We start from the raw sequence: 23,236 nt of genomic DNA, 5'->3' as shown, positions 1-23,236 counted from the left end.
CTTTACAGGGGTCGGGTCGATCTCTTGTCATGCCCTTCCCGGCGTAGGAGATGTCTACCCCTATCGCTGGACTAGCCGTGAAGTGCCCGGGCAAGATCCAGCATGGCCTCGGCCGCAGCCGAAAGCTTGGTCTTCTCGGGCCACACGATGGACACCGGAACATGCTGGACCCCTGGATGGATCGGGCGCACCGCCAAGGGCCGACCTTCGTAACTCACGTCCCCGGCCGGGCGCTGGACCAAGATGGCGTATCCCATGCCGCGCGCCACCATGGAACGGGTGGTCTCGAAGTCTGTGGTGCGGAAGCGGACCCACGGAGCAAGCCCCTCCGCGGAAAACATCATCTCGGTGTTCTGGCGGCTTGGGTCCACGTCTAGAAGGATCATTGGCTCGTTGACCAGCTCGCTCAGTGCGACGTGCTCGCGTGCGGCAAGTCCATGGTCGGCCGGCAGCACTACAGTGGGCACCGAATCGGCCAGCTTGCGCTTGACCAGCCCGGCAGGGACCGCCAAATCGTAGGCAATACCCAAGTCCAGGCGCCCGGCAAGCAGCATCTGGTGGATCTGATGCTGGGTTCCGGCATGGAACTCGAGCTCCACTTCCGGATGCCGTGTGCTGAATTCTGCCAGCAGCTCGGTCAGCAGCGTCGGGGCCAGCGAGGAATAGCATCCAACCACAAGTTGCCCGCGCAGCGCTTTCCCCGAACTGGCCGCCAGGGTTTGAAGGTCGGTGGCCGCATGCAGGAGGCTACGCGCATGGGCGAGCACGTAATCCCCGGAGGGCGTCAGGGTCACTCCGTGGGCCTTTCGCCTGATGGTCAGTTGGGTGGCGAAGATGCGCTCCAACTCATTCAATGCCCCGGTGACCGCCGAGGGAGAGACCAGCAGCGCCGACGCGGCCGCGGCAATGGAGCCCTGTTCACCCACGGCAACGAAGCATTCGAGCTGCCGCAAGGTATAGCGCGCCATCACTACCACTCCCAAACCGTGGATATATCGCTAAAACAAGTACTTTACCTGACGATATGCCCTCGCTCACACTGGTAGTCACGATCATCAAGGTTCCGTCGGCCCAGGAGTACACACATGAGCAACCAGCCCAGCAGCACCACCGGATGCCCGTTCACCGGGGAGCTTCCCACCGATCCGGCCGAGCTAGCTGCCCTCATGGCGCAGGTTCCCGCCACCGGCGAAGCCGCCGCGACCGGCATCGAAGCCCCGGTTGCCGACTGGGTGACGATCGAGGATCTGTACCGTGATCCGTTCCCGATCTACCGCAGGATGCGTGGAGAAGCAGCCGTGCATTGGGTCCCCGCGGTCAACCGCTACATGGTCACCTCATACGCCGCCTGCCACGAGATCGAGCAGGACGAGGCCATCTACTCGGCCGACGAGCACAATTCCTTGATGAAGCGCTCGATGGGCCATTCGATGCTGCGCAAGGACAATCCCGAGCATCAGGTCGACCGCGACTCCTACGGGGCCACCCTGCGTCCGGGCACCATCAAAAAGCACTGGAACGCCATCTTCGAGGCCAATAACGAGAAGTACCTCGCCGAACTGCTGGACAAGGGCCCGGGCGCCGACTTTGTCTGGGACTACGCGGCCCCCTACACCGGTGAAAACCTGCGCATGGTCATGGGATTCCATAACGCCACGCAGCAAGACCTGCAGCGCTGGAGCCAGACATTGATCGACGGGACCGGCAACTACGCCGATGATCCCGATGTCTGGGCGCTGGCCAAGAAGTCCTCGGACGAGGTCGATGCCGCGATCGACGAGATGCTGCCCTACCTGGCCAAGAACCCGGAGCCCTCGCTGATCTCGGGCCTGTCCTCCATGCCGATCCCGCTCGAGGCGATCCGCGCCAACCTGAAAATGACCATCGGCGGCGGACTGAACGAGCCACGCGATGTGCTGGCCACCACCGTGTGGGCGCTGTTGAACAACCCGGACCAACTGGCCGCCGTGCTGGCCGAGCCCAAGCTCCACTCGGTCGCCTTCGAGGAGTCGGTCCGCTGGGTCGCACCGATTGGCATGTACCCGCGTGAAACCACCAAGGATGTCGTACTGGAAGGGGTCAACCTGCCCAAGGGCGCGCGCCTGGGCGTGGTGCTGGGCGCCGCCAACCGTGACCCAAAGGTCTTCGAGGACCCGGAAGCTTTCAACATCTTCCGCCCGAAGAAACCGCACCTGGGCTTCGGTGGCGGTGTGCACTTCTGCGCCGGCACCTGGATCGCCCGCGCCCAGGTAGCCCAGGTCGCGATGCCTTCGGTGTTCGAGAAGCTGCCGAATCTTCGACTGGATCCCGCCGGAGAGACCATCGATGCCGGCTGGGTTTTCCGCGGCATGACCAAGATGGCGGTGCTCTGGGGCTAGTCCCTGAACCTCGCCCTTTCTAAAGCTTCAGCCGAATCCACTTCTAAGGAACACCGACATGCCTACCATTACCTTCACCCAGCCATCCGGAGAAGCCACGGTTCTCACCGTAGACGAGGGCACCTCGTTGATGCGCGCCGCTGTCACCAACGGCATCGAGGGAATCGTGGGCGAATGCGGTGGCCAAGCCATGTGCGCGACCTGCCATGTCTTCGTCCGTCCGGAATTCGCCGACCAGTTGCCCGAGATCAGCGACGACGAGGAGGAAATGCTCGACTGCACCACGGCCGAGCGGACCGAGTCCTCGCGCCTGGGTTGCCAAATCAAGATGTCCTCCACGCTGTCGAACATTGTCGTCGATGTTCCTTCGGACCAGGTGTAGCCGCCATGGAAGCAGCCAAGTTACACGCCCCTGTCCTGATCATCGGTGCCGGACAGTCGGGGATCCAGGTCGCCGACTCCCTGCGCTCCGAGGGCCACACCGGGAACATCACCATCCTTCACGACGAGGATGGCGTCCCCTACCAGCGTCCCCCGCTGTCCAAGGACTACTTGGCAGCAGATACACCCGCAGCGCCATTGCCCTTGCGCGGCCCGAATTTCTTCCTCGAGAAGAACATCACCTTGCTCACCGGCCGGGCAGCCGCCGTGGACACGACTGCCCGCGCCGTCACCCTCGAAGACGGGAGCGTGCTGGAATACGCACACTTGGTCTTCGCCACTGGCGCCGCCAACCGTCCGCTTCCCTGCTCCGGAGCGGATCTGGCCGGGGTCCATGCGCTGCGCACGCTCTACGACGCAACAAACCTCCAGGGCGCGCTGTCCAACGCCCGCAAAGTGGTGGTGATCGGTGCCGGGTTCATCGGGTTGGAGTTCGCCGCCGGGGCCAAGGCCCGGGGCCTTGAGGTCACCGTGCTGGAATTCGCCCCTCGCCCCATGGGCCGGGCGTTATCAGCAACGTGCTCTGACTGGTTCGCCTCCCGACACACGGCCGACGGCATCGACCTGCGCCTGAACGAAGGTGTCGCGGCCATACACCGCGACGGAGAAGACCTGGGCGTCGAGTCGACCACCGGTGAACGCTACGCCGCGGATCTGGTCCTCTACGGCGTGGGCGTCATCCCGCGCACCGAGCTGGCGCAAGCGGCCGGTTTGGCCGTTGAGAACGGCATCCTTGTCGATTCCTCCCTGTGCACCTCGGTGGACGGCGTTTTGGCCGTCGGGGACTGCGCCGCGTTCCCCAGCATCCACACCGGGACCACCACCCGCATCGAATCGGTGCAAAACGCGACCGACCACGGCCGGCACGCGGCGCGCAGCATCCTGGGGGCACGCGATCACTACACCGAGGTCCCGTGGTTCTGGAGCACGCAGGGAAAAATTCGACTTCAGATCGCCGGCATTTCTGCACCAAGCGACGAACCGGTAGTGCTAGGGGACCCCAGCACCGGAAAGTTCTCCATTGCACTGCTGCGCGACGGGGTGTTGGCGGCAGTCGAATCAGTGAATTCGGCGGCGGACCACATTGCCGCCCGCAAGCTCGTCGCCCGCGGCATCAAGCTGACGCCGCAGGGCCTCACAGCACCCGGATTCAGCCTCAAGGCCTTGGCGAAGGAGACTCAGGCGGTACCCGCCTAAGACGGCGCGGCAATCAGGCCTTCGGTTCTCAGCGGGCGATGGGACGAACACAACGCTCTCTTCCGCCGCCGCGGAAGGCCAGTACGCCTCCGTGGATTTTATCTAGCCGATTCGCCCTGACACGACTCGGGCTGTGCAGGTTACAGCCCAAAATATCAACACTCGCTATGCCACCGGACCGTTCGGCCCCGGTGCACGACTCCCCCCATCAGGAGCATCATGAGCCGCACCCAAACCCCAACCCAACGCGCCAACCAGCGCCGGGTCGCCTTCGCCACCATCATCGGCACCACCATCGAGTGGTACGACTTCTTCATCTATGCGACGGCAGCAGGCCTGATATTCGCCGAGCTCTTCTTCAAACCGGCTGGTGCCGAGATCGGATTACTGCTCGCCTTCGCCTCCGTGGGCATATCCTTCCTCTTCCGCCCGTTGGGCGCATTCTTGGCCGGACACTTCGGCGACAAGATCGGACGCCGCGCCATGTTGGTGCTGACCTTGATCATGATGGGCTCGGCCACCACGCTCATTGGCGTGCTGCCGACGTTCGCCACTGCCGGGGCCGTCGCCCCAATCCTACTGCTGACCTTGCGCATCCTGCAGGGCATCTCGGCCGGAGGCGAATGGGGAGGCGCGGTCTTGATGGCAGTGGAGCACGCTCCCAAGGACGGCCGCGGCCGCGCCGGTGCTTTCCCGCAGCTCGGCGTTCCGCTGGGCATGCTGTTGGCCTCCGGCGTCATGGCCATCATGACCGGGATCGTTTCCCCGGGTGAGGCCTTCATAGCCTGGGGCTGGCGCGTGCCGTTCCTGCTCAGCTTCATACTGATCGTCGTCGGATACTTCATCCGCCGCTCCGTTGAGGAATCCCCGATCTTCGAGGAAATCGCCGCCAAGAAGAAGCAGACCAAGGTCCCCGCCGTCGAGCTGTTCCGCAAGCACTGGCTCCTGGTTGTCCTTGCCGCGCTGGTCTTCGCCGAGAACAACGCCGCCGGCTACATGACCACCGGTGGCTTCCTGCAGGCCTATATGACCGATCCCGAGGGACCCATCGGCTTCACCCGGACCCAGGTCCTGCTTGCTGTGTCCTTCGGTGCGGTGATGTGGTTCATCTTCACCTTGCTCTCCGGTTTCATGGCCGACAAGATCGGGCGCAAGAAAACCTACATCATCGGTTTCGTCTCCCAGGCGCTGTGCGTGTTCCCGTTGTTCTGGCTGGTTAACTCCGCCAATCTGGGCCTGCTCTACCTCGGATTCGCGCTCTTCGCCGTCGGGCTGGGCCTTTCCTACGGTCCGCAGGCGGCACTGTACTCGGAGCTGTTCCCTGCCTCGGTGCGCTTTTCCGGGGTCTCGATCTCCTACGCCCTGGGGGCGATCCTCGGCGGTGCATTTGCCCCGATGATCGCCACCGACCTGGTCCAGGCCACCGGCAGCACCACAGCAGTCTCGGTGTACCTGTTGGCCATCACCCTGGTGTCGTTGGGCGCAGTGAGCCTGCTCAAGGACCGCACCGGCATCGACCTGTCCATTGAAAACCAGGCCGAACAGGAAATCGGAGCCACCATTTTCGACAAGCGAGTGCTTCCAGCCGACGTCAAGTCCACGGTGCTCACCCGCTGAGCCGCTCAACGTATAGGTGCAGGCTCGCCCTATATGTTGAGCCTAGCTTTCCCGCGGGCGAGTGAAACGTTGGATTCCTCGAAAGTCTCAGGGGTCATGCTTGCGCTTCCCGTCAAAAGGGAAGTCTCATTTCTTGAGGAGGAAGCCAATGTATCCACTCGTTCGGTACCAGCAGGCCATGTAGCAACCAAACAGCCACGGGTCCATCACAGGCCCGATTACCTCGATCGCGAGCGCTTGATCCCCCAGACTATCCAAACAGGAATTTCCGCCACCGCAACCAACCACGACACAGCTGCCACCGGTATCCAGGCATCTGGGTCGGTGGCGGAGTCGGATCAAACGGCGCCAAGAATGAGCATGCCCAACGTCAAGAAAAGGAACAGTCCACCCATCAGGGTGTGAATCTTGCGCCCGCTGGCTGGTTTTTTCCTCGTAACCTTGCAGCTGGCCGTCGGAGCGGCTAGCAAGTGCGGAAGACCACGTCCTGCCGTTCCTTGTGCGCATTGGTATCACGGCTGATGGAGACGTGCTTGATGTTCGCGCACTCTTCCAGGGAGTAGATCGACATGTCGTTGCCGAACCCCGAAGACTTGTACCCTCCGTGCGGCAGCTCGGAAACCACGGGAATGTGGTCGTTGATCCATACGCATCCTGCCTGGATTCCGCACTGGCCCGCATCGAGCGGTTCACGTCGCGCGTCCGGGCCGAAGCCGCCAACCCGTAGATCGTGTCATTGGCCAATTCGATGCCCTCGTCGTCGATATCGAGGGGCAAGGCGACGAGCACGGGCCCGAAGATCTCTTGCTGCACCACCTCGGAGTCCTGTGCAGCATCGATGATCAACGTCGGGCGGTAGTACGCCCCGGCCGCCAGGTCTCCGCCCGGCGCCACGCCGCCGGCGAGCACACGGGCACCGGCTTCCTTGGCCCGCTCGACGAATACGGCAACAATGTCCCGGTGCTTGGTGGTGATCAGCGAGCCCATATCGATCGGGGCTCCCAGCACGACGGTGTCCATCAGTTCCGCGACCCGCGTGGTGAAGGCCTCGAACAGGGGGCGCTGGATGTGGGCACGCGTCGCCGCAGTGCAGTCCTGCGTTGATGATGGACCCGGCTACGGCACCGTGGGCGGCGGCCTCGATATCTGCATCGTCGAAGATGACCATCGAAGCCTTGACGCCCAACTCCAGGTGGACCCGTTTGCCCGACTCGGCGGCCAGCGCCATGATCCTGCGGCCCACGGCGGTGGAACCGGTGAAGGAAACCATTGCCATATCCCGGTGGGCAACGAGATGCTCGCCAACATCCCGGCCGCGGCCCGCGATGATGTTGATGACCCCGTCGGGGATCCCCGCAGCACTGGCGGCCTCTTCGAAGAGCAACGATGTCCTGGGGGTGTTCTCCGCGGGCTTGAGCACTATCGTGTTCCCGTCCGCGATCGCGGACAGAACCTTCCAGGCCGCCATCTGCAGCGAGTAGTTCCACGGGGCAATCGATCCGATGACCCCTATCGCCTCCCGGCGGACCATCGAGGTGCCCCCAGTACCATATTTCCCGGCTGCCACGCTCGAGAGCTGGCGGGCAGCTCTGGCTAAGAACTGGATGTTGTCGATCGTGCCCGGGACATCGAAACCGGTGGCCAGGCGCAGGCTCTTGCCCGTTTGCTCGGTCTCCAACGCGGCGAACGCCCCTGCCCTGCGCTGGACTTCGGCCGCGAAGGCGAGCATCGCGCTGGAGCGTTTTCCCGGCAGGAGTCCGGAGCAAATCGGCAGGGCCGCCTTGCCAGCAGCCACGGCGTCCTGGATGCTGGCGTGGAACTGGGTTCCGGTGATTATCCCGGTGGCAGGGTTGATCAGCTTGACCTCGGCCCCGCGGCCACGACGGTACTAGCCATTGATGAACTGGTGATTTGCCATGCCGCGCGCTATAGCTTCGTCCAGGCGTCTGTCAGGGCGCCACGGAGGATCTGTTCCATTTCATTGAATTCGTTGCCTCCGATGATCAGGGGCGGGGAAAGTTGGATCACCGGTTCGCCACGGTCATCGGCGCGGCAGTACAGCCCGTCGGCGAAGAGCCGCTTGGAGACGAAATCCTTGAGCACACGTGAGCTTTCCTCGGCGGTGAAGGTCTCCTTCGTTGCCTTGTCCTTAACCAGTTCGATGCCGTAAAAGTAGCCGTCGCCGCGCACGTCACCGACGATGGGAAGATCCAAGAGCTTTTCCAGCGTGGAGCGGAAGGCACCCTCGTTGTCCAGCACGTTCTGGTTCAGGCCCTCACGCTCGAAGATATCCAGGTTGGCCAGCGCTGCCGCGGCGGCCACCGGATGCCCGCCGAAGGTGTAGCCGTGCTTAAAGAAGGAACCATCCGAAGAGACCGCGTCGAAGATCTTGTCACGGGCCAGCATCGCTCCCATGGGGGCGTACCCGCTGGTCAGGCCCTTGGCGCACGTCATGATGTCAGGAATAAAGCCGAATTTTTCGGCTCCGAAGTAGGTGCCCAGACGCCCGAAGCCACAAATGACTTCGTCGGAAACCAACAACACGTCGTGGCGGTCGCAGATCTCGCGCACGGCCTGGAAGTAGTTTGGCGGTGGCGGGAAGCAGCCTCCGGAGTTCTGTACGGGTTCAAGGAAGACGGCGGCAACCGTGTCGGGGCCCTCCGCCATGATCATGCGTTCGATTTCGCGGGCGGCCCAGGCGCCGAATGCTTCCTCGTTCTGGCCATGTTCCGGCGCCCGGTAGAAATTGGTGTTTGGAATCCGGTGGGTGGAGGGCACCAGTGGCTCGAAGTCCTCCTTGATTTCCGGGATCCCGGTAATGGACAAGGCGCCGTGTGTGGTGCCGTGGTAAGCGGTGTTTCGCGATAGCACCTTGTGCTTGCCGGGCTTGCCAATGGCCTTGAAGTACTGCTTGGCCAGTTTCCAGGCCGACTCAACGGCCTCTGAACCGCTATTGGTGAAGAAGACCTTGTTGATGTCCCCGGGGGCTAGCGCGGCAAGTCGTTCGGCAAGTTCGGCGGCCGGCTCATTGGCGTATCCCCAGAGCGGGAAGAACGCGAGCTGCTCTGCCTGCCGGCCCATGGCCTGCGCGATCTCGGAGCGGCCGTGGCCCACCTGAACCGTGAAAAGCCCGGCTAGGCCATCCAGGTACCGATTGCCCTCGTCGTCATAGATGTATGCGCCATCCCCGCGCACCATCAGTGGGACCTTTTCGGCCTCGGTGGGCTGCGGGACGAAGTGCATCCACAAGTGCTTCTGTGCTGCAGCCTTGGTCTGCGCTGCGGTTCGATTGCCGGCCAACTGTGTCATTGCCATCCTTCGCCTAAATCCGATGAATCCATCACTTCTCACTTATAAATATCGTACATATCTTGATAATTGACAAGCTTTTACATCTCAATTTCATAGATTTACTTCGAAAACCGAAAATAGCGGACGGCCTCGTTGAGCTCGCTCAATCTATTTGGCCGGGGCGCCCCAGTCATAACGGCTGCTGTGCAACTTGAGGTAAACGGAGGTTTCGATGGTCGCCACATCCTCGAGGTTCCGGATTGATTCCAGGCAGTCGTAGAGCTGCTCGTCGCTGGCACAGACCACCTCGGCCAGCAGGTCGTGAACCCCGGCAGTATGGACCAGGTAGGACACCTCGCTCAACGCCGAGAGTGATGCGGCGACCCCGGGGGCGTTGCGGTGAACCCGAATCCCCAGCATCGCCTGGCGGGCGAAGCCCAGCTGCAGCGGGTCCGTCACAGCGACAACCTGGACGACGCCGGAGTCGACCAGTCGCTTGATCCTTAGGCGCACCGCGGCATCGGAGAGACCGACGGATTCAGCGATGGCCGAGTACGAGCGCCGCCCGTCTTCCTGCAATTGGGCGATGATCTTGAGCGACACTTCATCGAGGTCTGCAACCCTGTGCTCCATGGGGACTCCTTGGTGGTCGTGGGGCCGCAGGATGGCCCCTCGCGTTGAGGTTAGCATTTCGCTCAGGTCTCCGGGCGACACAAGAGTGCAGTGGCACCCCCAGCCATACACAGGCGCAACCATAATCGCAGGCGGCATCGGTTCACCGCGTGGAGCCCAAATGCACCAGACGATTTTGCGAAAAAGAAGACAAAAGCAACAGAATACTTTGAAAGTCTTGTCTTAATCGGTGATCTAGGTCATATTTGATCGAATATGTTTCTTTGGACAACGGATTTCAAACTCCGGTACTTGTTCGGTGGAGTGACGGCCAGCGCGTTCTTTGCAGATTCTGGCCGGAACCGACGAACCCTCCGGTGAAAGTAGAGCGTCGATGACCCAGACAACCCCCAGCCTTCGCAGAGTCGTTGGCCTGAGCGGACTAGTACTCTTTGGACTGGCCTACATGGTGCCTTTGGCGGTGTTCGACACCTTTGGCATCGTCACCACCATGACCGAGGGCCACCTTCCCGCCGCCTATGTCGTCACCACTCTGGCCATGCTCTTCACCGCGTACAGCTACGGGCAAATGTCCAGGGAAATTCCCCGGGCCGGTTCCGCCTACGCCTACTCACGGTCCGCCTTCGGTGGCCACGTGGGCTTCCTGACCGGTTGGGGGTTGATGCTCGACTACGTCCTGCTGCCCATGCTCGATGCCTTGGTCATTGCGATCTACCTGCATGCCTCCTTCCCTTCCATCCCGGCCGCTGTCTTCATCATTGCCGTGCTGGCACTATCCACGGCTCTCAATATCCTCGGCATCAAGTTGCTGGTGAAGGCCAATGCCGCATTGATCGGGGTGCAGGTCGTATTCTTGGTTTGTTTCCTGGCTCTATCCCTCAAATCCCTGGCGGCCGGCGAAGCACCTTCCCTCCTGGCACCGCTGATGAGCGAGGACCTGGACGCCTCGAAGGTCTTTGCTGGTTCCGCGATCCTTTGCCTCGCGTTCCTGGGATTCGACGCGGTGTCGACCCTCTCCGAGGAGGCCCGCCATCCTCGGAAAGACGTACCGCGCGCCATTTTGCTGGTGACCATCTGCGGTGGCGTCATCTTCACCGGCACGGCATACCTGGCCGCGATTGTCTTCCCCAATTGGCAGGACTTCCAAGATCCGGATGCGGCCGCCATACAGGTCATGCAGCACGCCGGTGGCGCATTCCTGGGTGCGTTCTTCGTTGCAGCCTACGTGGCCGGTTCGTTCGCCTCGGCGATGACGTCGCAGGCCAGTGTCTCGAGGATCCTGTACTCCATGGGCAGGGACAATGTCCTGCCACAGAAGGCGTTTGGCCAGTTGCACCGGAAGTACCGGACCCCCGTGACAGGCATCGTCATCGTTGGGGCCATTGGGTTGACCGCGATTTGGATTGATCTCGAGCAGCTTTCCTCGATGATCAGCTTCGGCGCACTCTTTGCCTTCTCCATTGTCAACTTGGCCACCATCAAGCACTTCTTGATCGATAAGGGACAGCGCGGGATGTCAACAATGATCCGCCATGGCGCGGTTCCAGCCATCGGCTTCGCCCTCACACTGTGGCTATGGACCTCACTTTCGCCGACCACCTTCGTCATCGGTCTGGTATGGCTGACGCTCGGTGTTGCATGGCTGGCCTACATCACCAAGATGTTCAGTCGTCGTCCGCCCGAGATGGATCCCTACAGGCAGGACGAGCTCGTGACCGATGAGGCTGACGAGGAAAAAACGGCCGTCCACGTCCGCTAGCTCAAGGCTTCACCGTTCGTTGCGATCATCTGACAGTCTTTGGGGAGCCAGCGGGATGTTGAAGGTGGCCGTGAAACAGGCAAGGAGCTCGACCGGGATTCTTGGTCGAGCTCCTTAGTTTTCGTTGTCTCGGCTTGGGGCAGGCAAAACGTGCATCCATCGAGGAGCCCGTTGGCTGATGCCACAAAGCACGGAACGCAGCACGTGGCTCATCTCGGACACGGGCCGGAGGGTTTAGGCAGACACCAATACATACACGTGCACCTACCCAGCTGGCGCAGGCCGAACAGCATCTTTGCGTTCCATCAATTGAGGTAACCCACGTATTAGACGCGATTTGGCGCCATGGGCTCGGCCAGCCTTCCTTGGCACGTTGAACAGGTCGACGTCCAAAACTACCCATACCACCGAGAAGAAAAAGCAGAGGGCTTGATCAACAACGGTATTTTTCTGCTGAACCACCATGACGCAGTAGGCGATAAGGATGTTCCGGGCTGAAGCCGCAACCGCCTGCATCGGTCCCACGAGGTCAGATGGACCTCACTGCCAAAGGGTTCCTACGGGGGCTTGGCTGAATCGCCCACGTACACATTTTCCGTCCGGAATTCCAATGCACGAAAACCAACGGGCAAACCGGAACACCAAGATCTTGGCCATGAACCAACCACGGATATTGACGTTGATGGCCAGCGGTTTCCATAGGGATGGCAGTCTTTGCGACCTGAGGCGGCGATTCGCCTTCATGGGGGGGCCTTGGATCCGAAGTTTGCGCGTAAGGTCGTCTCTATGACAGCTCAACGAGGCTCGCACCTCAGCCGCTCCAGGGGATCACAATGAGCCCGAAACATGCCAACGCCACCACCGATGAGGTGCACGCTCCCGGCGTGGACTCGAAAGCCCTGACTGGTCTGCGGCGATGGAATATCGCCCTGACCATCTTGCACCTGGCCCAAGCGATCGCCGTGCTGGTTCTGGCCACCGACTTCGCGATCACGGTGACAACGTCGTTCCAGCAAGGACCTCCCGGAGCCCCGGCACCTGCGCCGGAGGCTTTTTTCGACGTGCGGATCGGGTGGGCGATCGCCGCATTCCTGATCCTCGCCGCCTTGGACCACGGCCTGACCGGAACTCTGATGCGAGGCCGCTACGAGAACGGCCTGCGCAGCGGTATCAACCGTTTTCGCTGGATCGAATACTCCTTCAGCGCCACGATCATGATCGTGCTGATCGGCTTCTACAACGGCCTCACCGGGCTTGCTACGGTCATCTTGATCATCGGCGGCAATGTCGCCATGATCCTCTTCGGCTGGCTCCAGGAATTGATGAACCCGCCGGGTCGGGCGCGCACCACCATGTTGCCGTTTTGGTTCGGCACCCTGGTGGGACTGGCTCCGTGGATCGTGATCCTGGTGAACCTCATCGGCGCGACGCAGGCAACCGACGGAGCGATACCGGGCTTCGTGTACGGCATCGTCATTTCACTTGCGGTCTTCTTCTCCAGCTTCGGGGTAAACCAGTGGTTGCAGTACCGCGGCATCGGACCTTGGAAGAACTACGCGTACGGGGAGAAGGTCTACCTGGTGCTCAGCCTGGTGGCCAAGTCAGCCCTTGCGTGGCAGATCTTCGCCGGTTCACTGTTCGTCTAGGGTTTTCTGGCTTCCCGTGTGCGGTGTGTGACGTTACTGGCGAAACCAAAAGATGTTTACGTGAAGGAGGGCGTGGGTATGCGGCAATCGCCGCTACCCACGCCCTCCTTCATTTGTATGCCGCTACCGCTGCCTGAAAACGGTGTTTTGCCATTCCTTGTGCGCGCTGGTGTCATGGGACAGCAGCACATGCTTGACGTTGGTGTAGTCCTCAAAGGAGTACGTACTCATGTCCTTGCCGAACCCGGAGGACTTGTATCCACCATGAGGCATCTCAGAAGCCATCGGAATGTGCTCGTTGATCCACACGCATCCGGCTTCGATCTCTGCCGCTGCGCGCATCGCCAGGTTCACGTCCTTGGTCCAGGCGGAAGCCGCCAAACCGAAGGCGGAATCATTCGCCAAGGCAATGGCCTCGTCCTCGGTCTCAAAGGGTAGTGCCACCAGCACCGGGCCAAAGACCTCGTCCTGGACGATTTCACTGTCCTGCTCAGCACCGATGATCAACGTCGGACGGTAAAAGTAGCCGGGCAGCTCCGGCGCGCAGCCTCCGGCAACGATGGTGGCTCCGGCATCCACTGCTCCCTGCACCATGGAAGCAACCTTGGAACGATGGGCTTCGGAGATCAAAGATCCCATGTCGGTGTCTTCGTCCAGCGGGTCCCCCACCACCATGGATTCCATCAGCTCCGCCACCCGTGCCGTGAATATCTCAAAAAGCGATGAATGCACATACGCCCGAGTCGCGGCCGTACAGTCCTGCCCCGCGTTGATCGTGGACCCGGCGACGGCTCCGTGGGCCGCCGCCTCCACATCCGCGTCCTTGAACACCACCAGGGGCGCCTTGCCACCGAGTTCCAGGTGGACCCGCTTGCCGGTTTCCGAGGCCATCTCCATGATTCGGCGTCCAACCGCGGTGGAACCGGTGAAGGAACTCATCTTGACCAATGGGTGCTTGACCAATGCCTCGCCTACCTCGCGTCCGGAACCGACCACCACGTTGATGACACCCTTAGGAATCCCCGCTTCGGCGGCAAATTCGGCGAAGAGCAAGGAAGTTCCGGGGGTCAACTCGCTGGGCTTGAGGACAATAGTGTTTCCGGCGGCGATGGCCGGCAGGATCTTCCACGCCGCCATTTGCAACGGATAGTTCCAGGGCGCAATGGAACCGATGACGCCAAGGGGTTCCCGACGTATCATCGAGGTCGAATTTCCCGCATAGTCGCCCGCCGCCAGTCCTTGGAGCTGGCGGGCAGCCCCGGCAAAGAAGTTCACGTTGTCGATGGTTCCCGGAACGTCGAATTCGTTGGACATGCGCGTGGTCTTGCCCGTTTGGGCCGTTTCCAGCTCAGCCAACCTATCCGCGTTGAGGCTCAAGACGGCAGCGAACTTCAGCATGTGTTCCGAGCGTTCTCCTGGGGTGAGTTTCGCCCATGCGGGGAAAGCCGCGGCAGCAGCCTGAACCGCGTCATCCACATCTTCGACACTGGCATAATCAATGCTCTCGGCTTCTTTCCCGGTGGCAGGATTCACGTGTGGGAAGGTGCCTCCTGCGCCGACCCGGTACACGCCGTCAATGTACTGGTGTCCGTGGCTGTTCTCGTTCATTCGTTGTTCCTCTCGTGTGCTGTGTCAGCTTCGGGGGTGGCAGGCGTGAAATAGACCTTGCGCAGTGTTTCGGTCGCCGTCCAGGTTGTTTCCATTCCCTCACTCAAGCGCATCAGCGCTCCGGGGAATAGTTCAATGCGTTGTTCCGGTATGTCGCCAAATGGCTCGATAACCACCGATCCGCGGCCTGCAGTGACAACAAAGATCTCTTCGGCCTCCACATCGAACATCGTTCCGGTGCTCATTTCCCACACACCGAACTCGGTCCCCGCCAGGACCCCCAAAGCAGCGAACCCGGTGCTGGGAGCATTGCCGCCGTCCTGTTCCGCAGGCACCGAACCATGAGCCACGTGAAGTGCTGCAACATCAATCCGATGCCCCTCACCCAAATCGACGTATTGGTCGGTGGCTTCGACTGTTTCTGGATTCTTCACGAGTCGAATCCCATTCCCACGGCGTCAAGTGCTTTGAGCAGTGGACCGCGCTTGCCCTCGTTTTCGTCGGCCTTGATCATGGCTGCTGTTGTTGCCTTGACGCCGATCCACGCGAAAGGTTCGGGTGGGAAGGGCAACGGCAACTTCTTGACCATCTCCAACTCGGTGCGTTCGGTTTTTTTACCCGAGAGCAAATCCAGCATCACGTTCGCGGCGAAGCGGGTGGCGCCAACTCCCAGGCCGGTGAAACCGGCCGTGTAGGCCACTTGTCCGGAGTATGCAGTGGTGAAGAACGGGAAGAAGCGGGTGCAGGTGTCGATCGCCCCGCCCCACTTGTGGGTGAAACGCACGTGGCCGAGCTGCGGGAACGTTTCGTGGAACTGCCGGGCCAAGGTCTCGAAGGATTCGGGGCGTTGGTCGTGCTCGGCGTTCAGCGAGCGTCCGTAGTGGTAGATGGCGTCCCACCCGCCCCACAGGATCCGGTTGTCTGCCGATAGCCGGTAGTAGTGGAAGCGGTTGGCGCTGTCCGCCAGACCGAATCGATCGTCCCATCCGATGGAGCGCATCTGCTCATCGGTGAGGGGTTCAGTCATCAGTGTGTAGTCATAGACCGGAACGGTGTGCAGGCGCATGCGCTTAAGCAAGGAGGGGAAAGCGTTGGTTCCCAGGGCCACCTTGGCCGCGAGAAGCTCTCCGGCGTCGGTGGTGAGCACCATTTTCCCGTCCCGCCGTCCAAGTTTGCGGACCGGGGTATTTTCATGGATCTCGACTCCCAGTTCCAGCGCTACGCGCTGGAGTTCCCAGGCGAGCTTGGCCGGGTGCAGCAGTGCGGTGGCGCGCTTTCGCCACAGTCCGCCCTTGTAGGTCGGGGATTTCACCAGTTCGGCCAGTTCGGCTTGATCAAGGAAGTAATCCCCGATGTCCGGGTTGTGGCCGGCTGCCAGTTCGGGAACCTGGTAGTCCTCAGTGGCAACGTTCATTTCGCCGGTGCGCTCGAACTGGCAGTCCATCGAGTACCGTTTGATGGTTTCCTCGATCTCCTCGAGGTTCGCCAGTCCAAGCCGGGTCAGTTGTTCGTTTTCCTTGGGTAGGTGCTGCTCACCGTTGGATTCTCCGTGGGTCAGGCTGGCATCGCAGAAACCGCCGTTGCGCCCGGAGGCTGCCCAACCGATCCGGCCGCCTTCGAGCAGCGTGACCCGCCGAGCCGGCTCGCGTTCCTTGGCCAGCACTGCGGTCCAGAGCCCCGAGTATCCGCCGCCGACGATGGCAAGATCGGTTGAGGCCTTGCCATCCAAGGCTGGCAGCGGCTCTGGCCGACTGGGGTCATCGAGCCAGAAAGGCGTGGTGGAGGCCGCCGCCAGCGAGGACGTCGGGTCTTGGACATGGGTGCGTGGGTTGTTCGTTGCGGGGTTCATGGCTTTTTCCTTTGCGGTCGGCTCTAGGAGCCGGCCATGGTCTTGACGATGTCGGATGAGGAGTTGCCGGATTTCTTGAGCACCATTCCCACGGACAGCAACGCCAGCAGCGTCAGCGCCAGCATCACCACGGAGACCGCGGCAACTTCCGGTCGCAGGGCCACGCGGACGGCGGAGAAGATGTAGACCGGCCACGGCGTGTAACCGGGCTGCTGCACAAAGCTGGAGAGGATCGTGTTATCCAGCGACAGGGTGAAGGCCATCAGTGCGCCGGCGAAAATGCCCGGCCCTGCCAGTGGCAACGTTACGTCGCGGAAGCTGCGCCACTTGGTGGCGCCCAGGTCTTCGGCGGCTTCTTCCAGGGACCTGTCGATGCCGGACATGCGGGCCCGGATGATGAAGGTGACAATGGCGGTGGAGAATGCTGTGTGGGCGATCACCAGACGGAAAAGCCCGTTGTTGAACATCCCCATCCCGCCGTCAACACCCAAGGTGACGAACCAAGGAAGCATGGAGATGCCGTCAACGATCTCCGGGGTGACCAACGTGATGGCCAACAGTGCGGTGAGCACGATGGGCCACTTGCTGCCCTTCTTGGCCCGCGCCAAGGCAATGCCGCCGCAGGTTCCCAGGATGGTGGCCAGCACCGCGGTGCCTGCCGCGGCCTTCAGTGAGGTCATCACCGAGGCGATGATGACGTTGTTGGAGAGGCCCGAGAAATAGGCGTCGGTGCCGAACTCATCAAAGGAGGCCAGCAACCGGCCATTGTTGAAGGAGTAGATGACGATGACGGCGATGGGCAGGAACAAGAAGATGAAGACGATGACGCCCCAGCCGCGGAGCAGTGTATCGGTGGTGTTCCGGCGTGCGGGTCGTTCAGCCACGGTGGCCTCCTGGATTCGTCTCGTTGGTGCTCATTGACCCCTGCTGTGGCGTTATTGGGCTAGCGGCTGCCGGGCCGCGGGCACCCACCGTTTCCTTGATGCCTTGATTTGGCCATGCATCCGGGTCTTGGCCGTCTGCTGTGTTGGATCCTGCCTCCGGAGCAGCGGGACGTACCTCGACCCGACCGACCCGGTGAATGATCGCCTTCAGGGCCAGTCCCAGCAGGCCGGCAATGATCACCACGGCGAGGGTGAAGAGCATCAGCACCACGGCCATGGCCGAACCAAGTGCCCAGTTCTGCGCATTCTGGAACTGGTTGGCCACCAGTTGGCCGATCATCGTTCCGTTGGCGCCTCCCAGCACGGAGGCGGTGATGTAGTCGCCGGTCAGCGGGATGAAGACCAGCAGGCAACCACTGATCACGCCCGGTGCGGCCAGCGGCAAGGTCACCTGGAAGAAGGTCTTGAATTTGCCCGCGCCCAGGTCGCTGGAGGCCTCGCGTAGGGCGGCACCGGCGGAATCCATGGCGACAAAGAGGGGCAGGATCATCAGCGGCAGGTAGTTGTAGATGACGCCGATCTGCACTGCCGCCCGGGAGTAGAGGATATCCAAGGGTGCGGCCAGCAAACCGATCGATTGCATGGCCTCGGAGACAAAACCATCCGGGGAGAGGATGATCTGCCAGCCCAGGGTGCGCACCAGGAAGTTGGTCCAGAACGGAACCAGCACCAGGGCCAGCAGCAGCCCGCGGCGCTTGGGCGGGACCTTGACAGCCAACCAGTAGGCGAAGGGCAGTGAAATCAGCAGGCACGCGATGGTGCCAACGATCGAGATGCGCAAGGTGGCGGAAAAGACGGAAAGGAACGTCGGACCGACGGCTTCGGCGTAGCGGTCCAGGGAGATCTGGTCCATGGAGTGGGTGGTGAACTGGTCGGGCTTGAAACCGAAGCTGTACCAGATGACCAAAGCGACCGGGATGGCGAAGAAGAAGACCATGTACGCCCAGGTAGGGAAGGACAGGGCGCCGGGCCCGAGGAACCGGCTGAAGAACTTTTTCATGCTCCGCTCCTTGCCTGTGCGCGGGAGAAGATCTCCACGCGGCGCTGTTGGGCTTCGTTCATTTCCGAGGGGGTGAGCCGGTCGAGGATTTTCTGCGAGGGGAAGATCAATTCCGGCAGTTCCAGCTCTTCTGCCTCGGCAGCTTCCTTCAAGCCCTTGGTCCCGACCGGGTAGCCGATGTAATCCATCTGCTCGAAGGCGATCTCGGGAGAAATCATGTGGTTGATCAATGCGTGGGCGGCGTCCGGGTGCGGAGCACCGGACGCTATGGCCCAGTTGTCCATCCAGAGGTTGGCCGAGGGCGTGGGGTAGACGAATTTCCATTTGTCCGGATCATCGGTTTCGAGCATGCCTTGCCGCGCGTCCCCGTTGTAGGACTGCATGAGCGTGAAGCCACCCTGGACCATACCGGTGGATGCGGATCCGACGTAGGCCCGCACGTGCTTGGCCAGCTTCTCCACCACCGTCTTCTCGCAGGCGTCCAGGTCCTTCTCGGAGGTGGTGTTCATATCCACCCCTTGGGCGCCGAGGGCAATGGAGCATACTTCCCATGGATCCTCCAGCAGCGCGGTGCGCCCAGAGGCCTGGTCCATCGCAACGTCCAGGAAATCCTGCCACGAGGTCATGTTTTGCTTGATCTTGGTGGTGTCATAGACATACCCGGTGGTCCCCCAGGCTTTGCAGATCGAGTACTTGTTCCCCGGGTCCCACACCTGGTCGGTGAAGTTGGGATCCATGTTGGAGAAGTTCGGGATCAATTCCTTGCGCAGGGGCTGGAGCAGCTGGTGCTGCGCCATCTGCGGGATCATCAACCCGGTGGGTACGACGATGTCGTAACCGGAGGTGCCGCGGGTGGCGGCAAGCTTGGAAATCAGTTCCTCGTTGGAGCCGAAGGAATCGACCTGGACCGTGGCCCCGGTCTGCTCGGAGAAGGCAGCGATGGCTTCCGGCGGATCGTAATCGCCCCACGAGTAGAGGTTAACTTTTGGTTCGATTTTGCCGTCGGGCGCCGGGGAGGCCGCCATCCCCTTGGGGGTGCCGCACGCGGCCAGGCCCAGCAACCCTGCGGCTGCGGCACCGGCAAAGAGGGAACGGCGGGAGAATTCACGGCTCAACCCGATGGGTGCAAGCAGCTTGATATAGGGGCGCGCGGAGGCGCCGTACCTAGCTTTCATCGGCGTACACCTTGGCAGCTGCGCCGTCCCATTCGATGATGACGTCCTGGTCTGTGGGTAGTTGCACCGCTTGTGCCTGGGGAATGCGCACGATGATCTCCTTGCCGGCACCAATCAACAGGACATATTGGACCGTGTCTCCCAGGAAGGAAACGCTGGCTATGCGCCCCGGTACCGAGTTTGGCGCCTGGGCCGATTCGTCAGCCAAGCGCAGGCGCATGGATTCAGGACGGATCGCCACCTGGACCTGCTGGCCAAGTACCAGCGGGATGCCGTTGGCTTCGCCACCCGCCGGGTGGATGAGCGTCTGGTTCACCGAACGCAGCCCCACCGCACCGTCCTTCAGCGATTCAACGGTGGCGTCCACGAAGTTCTGCTTGCCGATGAAGCCGCCCACAAAGCTGTTTGCCGGGGATGTGTAGACTTCCTGGGCACTGCCGATCTGTTGGATCTTGCCGTCGTACATGACCACGATCCGGTCGCTCATGGCCAGGGCTTCCTCCTGGTCGTGGGTGACAAAGACGAAGGTGATGCCCAATCGCTTCTGCAGCAGCTTGAGCTCGACCTGCATCTCCTCGCGCAGCTTGCGGTCCAGCGCCGACATCGGCTCATCCAGGAGCAGGACGTCGGGTCGGTTGACCAGTGCACGGGCCAGGGCGATGCGCTGCTGCTGGCCTCCGGAAAGCTGGGCCGGGCTGCGGTCCGCGAATTCCAGCATCCGCACCATGGACAGCGCCTCGTGGACACGCTCGCCGATTTCCTTCTTGGGGGTCTTGGATTGCTTGAGTCCGTAGGCGATGTTCTCGGTGACATTCATGTGCGGGAAGAGTGCGTAGGCCTGGAAGACCGTGTTCACCGGGCGCTTGTGCACCGGCATGCCCACCAAGTCGACGCCGGCCAGCTCGATCGAGCCTTCTGTGGGGGCTTCGAAGCCGGCAATCATGCGCAGCAAGGTGGTCTTGCCGCAGCCCGAGGGACCGAGCAGCGAGATAAATTCCCCGGCCTTGATCTCCAGATCGAGGTCCTTGATGGCTGTCACGGCGCCGAAGTCCTTGCGCAGTGAGCGGATCGAGAGCTCTCCGGTGGTGGCTGGCGCGGCTGCGGTGATGGTCGTGGTGCTCATGCTGCTCCTTCGGTGTGGTGGGTCATCGACGTGGCGGAATCGTGGACGATCCGGCCGTCGGCAATCGTGAGGCGGTTGGTGACCGAGTGAAGTTCGCCCAACGGCGCATTAAAGGGGTCCCGGTCCGCCAGCGCCAGGTTGGCCGTAGTGCCCACGGCAATCCGGCCGGCCGCATCCACCCGGTTCAGCCGTGCCGAGCCGGAAGTGTAGGCGCGCAGCGCATCGATCAGGCCAAGGCCCTGGTCGGGGTTCAGCGCCGGGTCACTCCCGTCTCCTCCGGCCTCGGTACGGGTCACCGCGGTATGGATACCCTGCCAGGGATCGGGGGTGGAGACCGGCCAGTCCGATCCCATGGCCAGCGGGGCGCCGGCGTCCAGCAGCGCCTTGAAGGGGTACTGCCATCCGCTGCGTTCCTTACCGAGGACCGGAACGGTGAGTTCGAGCATGGCTTCGTCGTTGCAGGCCCAGAGTGCCTGCATGTTGGCGGTGATCCCGAGTTCGGCGAAGCGCGGGATGTCGTCCGGATCCACCACCTGCAGGTGGGCAATGTGGTGCCGTCCGGTACTGCCGGGATTGGCACGGCGGGCAGCCGCGAAGGCGTCCAAGCCGTGGGTGACGGCACGATCTCCGATGGCGTGCAGGTGTACATCAAGGCCAGCGGCGTCCACGGCGGTGATCGCTGCGGTGAGGAAGTCTGGAGCGAAGTAGTTCAGTCCTGTGTCTGCTCCGGGACATCCGCAGGAATGGTAGGGCTCGGCCATGGCTGCGGTTTGGCTTTCGATGACCCCGTCCAGCATGAACTTCACGGCCGTTGCCCGGAACTTCGTTCCACGCTCTTGGCTTCTGGCCACCAGGCTCCGCACCTGGGCCGGGATGTCCGTGACGTCGCGCGGCCACCACAGGGCCCCCACGACGTCGGCGCTTAGTTCGCCGGCCGCGTCGGCATCACGGTACGTGTCGTAGGGGTCTGCATGTCCGGAGTAGTTTCCGAGGATGGCATCCTGCCATCCGGTGATGCCCATTGAATGCAGGTATCGCTGGCCCTCGAGGAGCCCCGCACGGAATTCTTCCGGGGTTTCCTCCGGAAGCAGGTCCGCCACCATATCCAGCGCCGCTTCGTGCAGGGTGCCGGTGGGGTTACCAGCCGCATCGCGCTCAATCCGTCCACCGGCTGGGTCCTGGGTAGCAGCGGTAATGCCGGCGCGTTGAAGGGCCAGAGAGTTCACCCAGGCGCTGTGGTGGTCCCGGTTCATCAGGAACACGGCCCGATCCGCAACGATCGCATCAAGGTCGGTGGCCAGTGGGGCTCCGCCGGGAAAATCTGACATGGTCCAGCCACCGCCGCGGATCCATTCAACAGCACCTGCAGGACCGTGGACATACGCGGCGATCACGGCCAGTGCTTCGTGGCTGCCTTCGGCCTCGCTAAGATCGCAACCGAGCCGCTCCATGCCGGCGAACACTGTGTGGACGTGGGCGTCGATGAAGCCCGGAGTGAGCAATGCGCCACCGGCGTCGATGGTCACGATTCCGAGCCGTGCATGGGCTGCAAGGATTTCCTCGGCGGCACCCATCGCAACGATGGTGCCATCGGCGATCGCCACGGCGTCGGCGTTCAGCAGTTCCATCCCGTCGAAAATGCGCGCGCCGTGGATGACCGCATTCGCTGTCGGTCGGGACACGACAGGCACTTCATTGTGGCTTACATCACTTGTCATGATGAATAGCCTAAAGGTGACTCGAATTATAGTCAACGGCGTTGACTATGTTTACTTGACCGTCTTCACCCAGGCTGCCGTTTCGGCCTCTTACACCCGCGCAAGTCCGCCGGGTCAGGGTCCTTCTTGCGCGATTCTTCCGTCGCGCCCGGCTGCGCTGGACGGTAACCGGTCCGCCCGCCGGGCTATGGATTCCAGAAGCAAGTCGACCGCCAATTCGTAGGTCGGGTCCTCGTCAATGGCCGGCAATTCTTGGGCAGCAGCGGCGATAGACGGAAAATCCTGCGCGTCCACTTGGGAGTATTCATTGCTCCATGCTCCGGTGTCTTTTTCCTGCTCCGCGTGCGGCAAGATCCGGAAAGCGGCATCCAGGCCGGCGAAGGCCAGGTTCAAGTCATCGATGACTCGATAGAGGCGGGCTGCCTCCTGCGCGTGGAACCCTGCCCGGAAAAGCGCAGCCAAGATTTGCTCCACTATTTGCATCTCGCCACTACGGCGGGTCACGCGGGTGACACCCAAGACAGCTGCCTCCGGGTGCGCCATGTAGACACGACGGCTGCGGTGCATCAGGTCGCGAATCGTTTCCAACCAGTCTGCGTGCGGTTCAAACTCTTCGAGGGCGGAAACCATCAGGCTGTCCGCGATGGCAAGGATGAGCTCATCTTTGTTCTTGAAGTGCCGATATATCGCTGTGGGATCCACGTCCAGTGCTGACCCCAGCTTTCTGAAGCTCAGGGTGTTGCCCCCTCCGCTTTGCAAGAGCTTGAGCGAAGCGGCGACAATCAATTCAGGTGACAATGAGTTTCGAGGCGCCCGCATGAGCCAACCCTACGCCACCGGCTTTGGCCGTGGCTGAT

At 61.9% G+C, this 23,236-nt stretch carries 18 protein-coding genes and 1 pseudogene; 6 read left to right on the top strand and 13 right to left on the bottom strand.

Going from position 1 to position 23,236, the window contains the following annotated elements; translation table 11 throughout:
- Nucleotides 1-71: 71 nt before the first annotated feature.
- The gene (locus tag ABEA12_RS14810; RefSeq protein ID WP_345468767.1) at nt 72-968 is read right to left on the bottom strand and encodes a LysR substrate-binding domain-containing protein; all 897 of its coding nucleotides are present in this window, start codon (nt 966-968) and stop codon (nt 72-74) included.
- Nucleotides 969-1,085: 117 nt separating this feature from the next.
- On the opposite strand from ABEA12_RS14810, the gene ABEA12_RS14805 reads away from it, so the two are divergent.
- The 4 genes from ABEA12_RS14805 (at nt 1,086) to ABEA12_RS14790 (ending at nt 5,633) form a co-directional block, all read left to right on the top strand.
- Entirely contained in the window at nt 1,086-2,378 is a 1,293-nt protein-coding gene (locus tag ABEA12_RS14805; protein WP_210099497.1) for a cytochrome P450, read from the top strand.
- Between the two features lie 58 nt (nt 2,379-2,436).
- Nucleotides 2,437-2,760: a 2Fe-2S iron-sulfur cluster-binding protein gene (locus ABEA12_RS14800; RefSeq protein WP_210099496.1), complete on the top strand. Its 324-nt coding sequence runs from the start codon at nt 2,437-2,439 to the stop codon at nt 2,758-2,760.
- Between the two features lie 5 nt (nt 2,761-2,765).
- Nucleotides 2,766-4,016 carry an NAD(P)/FAD-dependent oxidoreductase gene (locus tag ABEA12_RS14795; protein ID WP_210099495.1) on the top strand — a complete coding sequence of 417 codons (1,251 nt, stop codon included), beginning with the start codon at nt 2,766-2,768 and terminating at the stop codon, nt 4,014-4,016.
- Nucleotides 4,017-4,235: 219 nt separating this feature from the next.
- On the top strand, nt 4,236-5,633 hold the full coding sequence (locus ABEA12_RS14790) for an MFS transporter (protein ID WP_210099494.1): 1,398 nt from the start codon (nt 4,236-4,238) through the stop codon (nt 5,631-5,633).
- 463 nt (nt 5,634-6,096) lie between these two features.
- On the opposite strand, the pseudogene ABEA12_RS14785 reads toward ABEA12_RS14790, so the two are convergent.
- The 3 genes and pseudogenes from ABEA12_RS14785 to ABEA12_RS14775 form a co-directional block, all read right to left on the bottom strand.
- Nucleotides 6,097-7,494: pseudogene (locus tag ABEA12_RS14785) on the bottom strand (aldehyde dehydrogenase family protein); the annotation flags it as partial.
- Between the two features lie 65 nt (nt 7,495-7,559).
- Entirely contained in the window at nt 7,560-8,942 is a 1,383-nt protein-coding gene (locus tag ABEA12_RS14780; RefSeq protein WP_210099493.1) for an aspartate aminotransferase family protein, read from the bottom strand.
- 150 nt (nt 8,943-9,092) lie between these two features.
- Nucleotides 9,093-9,557, bottom strand: a complete 465-nt coding sequence (locus ABEA12_RS14775; protein WP_210099492.1) for an Lrp/AsnC family transcriptional regulator — start codon at nt 9,555-9,557, stop codon at nt 9,093-9,095.
- A 373-nt stretch (nt 9,558-9,930) separates the two neighbouring features.
- Between ABEA12_RS14775 and ABEA12_RS14770 the strand changes: the two genes are divergently transcribed.
- Nucleotides 9,931-11,316, top strand: a complete 1,386-nt coding sequence (locus ABEA12_RS14770; protein ID WP_210099491.1) for an APC family permease — start codon at nt 9,931-9,933, stop codon at nt 11,314-11,316.
- 833 nt (nt 11,317-12,149) lie between these two features.
- Complete coding sequence (heR, locus tag ABEA12_RS14765; protein ID WP_210099490.1) at nt 12,150-12,962, top strand: heliorhodopsin HeR; 813 nt, start codon at nt 12,150-12,152, stop codon at nt 12,960-12,962.
- 123 nt (nt 12,963-13,085) lie between these two features.
- Here heR and ABEA12_RS14760 read toward each other — a convergent pair whose 3' ends face one another.
- The 9 genes from ABEA12_RS14760 to ABEA12_RS14720 form a co-directional block, all read right to left on the bottom strand.
- Nucleotides 13,086-14,570, bottom strand: a complete 1,485-nt coding sequence (locus ABEA12_RS14760; RefSeq protein WP_210099489.1) for a gamma-aminobutyraldehyde dehydrogenase — start codon at nt 14,568-14,570, stop codon at nt 13,086-13,088.
- Nucleotides 14,567-15,004, bottom strand: coding sequence for a cupin domain-containing protein (locus ABEA12_RS14755; protein WP_210099488.1), 438 nt, complete (start codon nt 15,002-15,004; stop codon nt 14,567-14,569). Before ABEA12_RS14755 ends, ABEA12_RS14760 begins: the two co-directional genes overlap by 4 nt.
- Complete coding sequence (locus ABEA12_RS14750; RefSeq protein WP_210099487.1) at nt 15,001-16,419, bottom strand: NAD(P)/FAD-dependent oxidoreductase; 1,419 nt, start codon at nt 16,417-16,419, stop codon at nt 15,001-15,003. Before ABEA12_RS14750 ends, ABEA12_RS14755 begins: the two co-directional genes overlap by 4 nt.
- Nucleotides 16,420-16,442: 23 nt before the next feature.
- Complete coding sequence (locus ABEA12_RS14745) at nt 16,443-17,303, bottom strand: ABC transporter permease (RefSeq protein ID WP_210099486.1); 861 nt, start codon at nt 17,301-17,303, stop codon at nt 16,443-16,445.
- Nucleotides 17,296-18,363, bottom strand: coding sequence for an ABC transporter permease (locus tag ABEA12_RS14740; RefSeq protein ID WP_210099485.1), 1,068 nt, complete (start codon nt 18,361-18,363; stop codon nt 17,296-17,298). Before ABEA12_RS14740 ends, ABEA12_RS14745 begins: the two co-directional genes overlap by 8 nt.
- Nucleotides 18,360-19,538 (bottom strand): polyamine ABC transporter substrate-binding protein, encoded by a 1,179-nt coding sequence (locus tag ABEA12_RS14735; RefSeq protein ID WP_210099484.1) that lies wholly within the window; start codon nt 19,536-19,538, stop codon nt 18,360-18,362. The genes ABEA12_RS14740 and ABEA12_RS14735 overlap by 4 nt, the downstream gene beginning before the upstream one ends.
- A complete protein-coding gene (locus ABEA12_RS14730) occupies nt 19,528-20,661 on the bottom strand; it encodes an ABC transporter ATP-binding protein (RefSeq protein ID WP_210099483.1) in 1,134 nt (377 codons plus the stop codon). The genes ABEA12_RS14735 and ABEA12_RS14730 overlap by 11 nt, the downstream gene beginning before the upstream one ends.
- Nucleotides 20,658-22,379 carry an amidohydrolase gene (locus ABEA12_RS14725; RefSeq protein ID WP_210099482.1) on the bottom strand — a complete coding sequence of 574 codons (1,722 nt, stop codon included), beginning with the start codon at nt 22,377-22,379 and terminating at the stop codon, nt 20,658-20,660. Before ABEA12_RS14725 ends, ABEA12_RS14730 begins: the two co-directional genes overlap by 4 nt.
- Nucleotides 22,380-22,493: 114 nt before the next feature.
- Complete coding sequence (locus tag ABEA12_RS14720; protein WP_210099481.1) at nt 22,494-23,177, bottom strand: TetR/AcrR family transcriptional regulator; 684 nt, start codon at nt 23,175-23,177, stop codon at nt 22,494-22,496.
- Nucleotides 23,178-23,236 lie beyond the last annotated feature (59 nt).

The sequence above is a fragment of the Paeniglutamicibacter antarcticus genome, assembly GCF_039544305.1.
Lineage (GTDB): Bacteria > Actinomycetota > Actinomycetes > Actinomycetales > Micrococcaceae > Paeniglutamicibacter > Paeniglutamicibacter antarcticus_C.
Note: the sequence above shows the minus strand (reverse complement) of the source record. Positions and strands in the feature narration are given on the sequence as shown.

What these genes read in the sequence shown, in the direction of transcription:
- ABEA12_RS14810 (WP_345468767.1), bottom strand. Translation starts at nt 968, where the DNA reads ATGGCGCGCTATACCTTGCGGCAGCTCGAATGCTTCGTTGCCGTGGGT.
- ABEA12_RS14805 (WP_210099497.1), top strand. Translation starts at nt 1,086, where the DNA reads ATGAGCAACCAGCCCAGCAGCACCACCGGATGCCCGTTCACCGGGGAG.
- ABEA12_RS14800 (WP_210099496.1), top strand. Translation starts at nt 2,437, where the DNA reads ATGCCTACCATTACCTTCACCCAGCCATCCGGAGAAGCCACGGTTCTC.
- ABEA12_RS14795 (WP_210099495.1), top strand. Translation starts at nt 2,766, where the DNA reads ATGGAAGCAGCCAAGTTACACGCCCCTGTCCTGATCATCGGTGCCGGA.
- ABEA12_RS14790 (WP_210099494.1), top strand. Translation starts at nt 4,236, where the DNA reads ATGAGCCGCACCCAAACCCCAACCCAACGCGCCAACCAGCGCCGGGTC.
- ABEA12_RS14780 (WP_210099493.1), bottom strand. Translation starts at nt 8,942, where the DNA reads ATGACACAGTTGGCCGGCAATCGAACCGCAGCGCAGACCAAGGCTGCA.
- ABEA12_RS14775 (WP_210099492.1), bottom strand. Translation starts at nt 9,557, where the DNA reads ATGGAGCACAGGGTTGCAGACCTCGATGAAGTGTCGCTCAAGATCATC.
- ABEA12_RS14770 (WP_210099491.1), top strand. Translation starts at nt 9,931, where the DNA reads ATGACCCAGACAACCCCCAGCCTTCGCAGAGTCGTTGGCCTGAGCGGA.
- heR (WP_210099490.1), top strand. Translation starts at nt 12,150, where the DNA reads ATGAGCCCGAAACATGCCAACGCCACCACCGATGAGGTGCACGCTCCC.
- ABEA12_RS14760 (WP_210099489.1), bottom strand. Translation starts at nt 14,570, where the DNA reads ATGAACGAGAACAGCCACGGACACCAGTACATTGACGGCGTGTACCGG.
- ABEA12_RS14750 (WP_210099487.1), bottom strand. Translation starts at nt 16,419, where the DNA reads ATGAACCCCGCAACGAACAACCCACGCACCCATGTCCAAGACCCGACG.
- ABEA12_RS14740 (WP_210099485.1), bottom strand. Translation starts at nt 18,363, where the DNA reads ATGAAAAAGTTCTTCAGCCGGTTCCTCGGGCCCGGCGCCCTGTCCTTC.
- ABEA12_RS14735 (WP_210099484.1), bottom strand. Translation starts at nt 19,538, where the DNA reads ATGAAAGCTAGGTACGGCGCCTCCGCGCGCCCCTATATCAAGCTGCTT.
- ABEA12_RS14730 (WP_210099483.1), bottom strand. Translation starts at nt 20,661, where the DNA reads ATGAGCACCACGACCATCACCGCAGCCGCGCCAGCCACCACCGGAGAG.
- ABEA12_RS14725 (WP_210099482.1), bottom strand. Translation starts at nt 22,379, where the DNA reads ATGACAAGTGATGTAAGCCACAATGAAGTGCCTGTCGTGTCCCGACCG.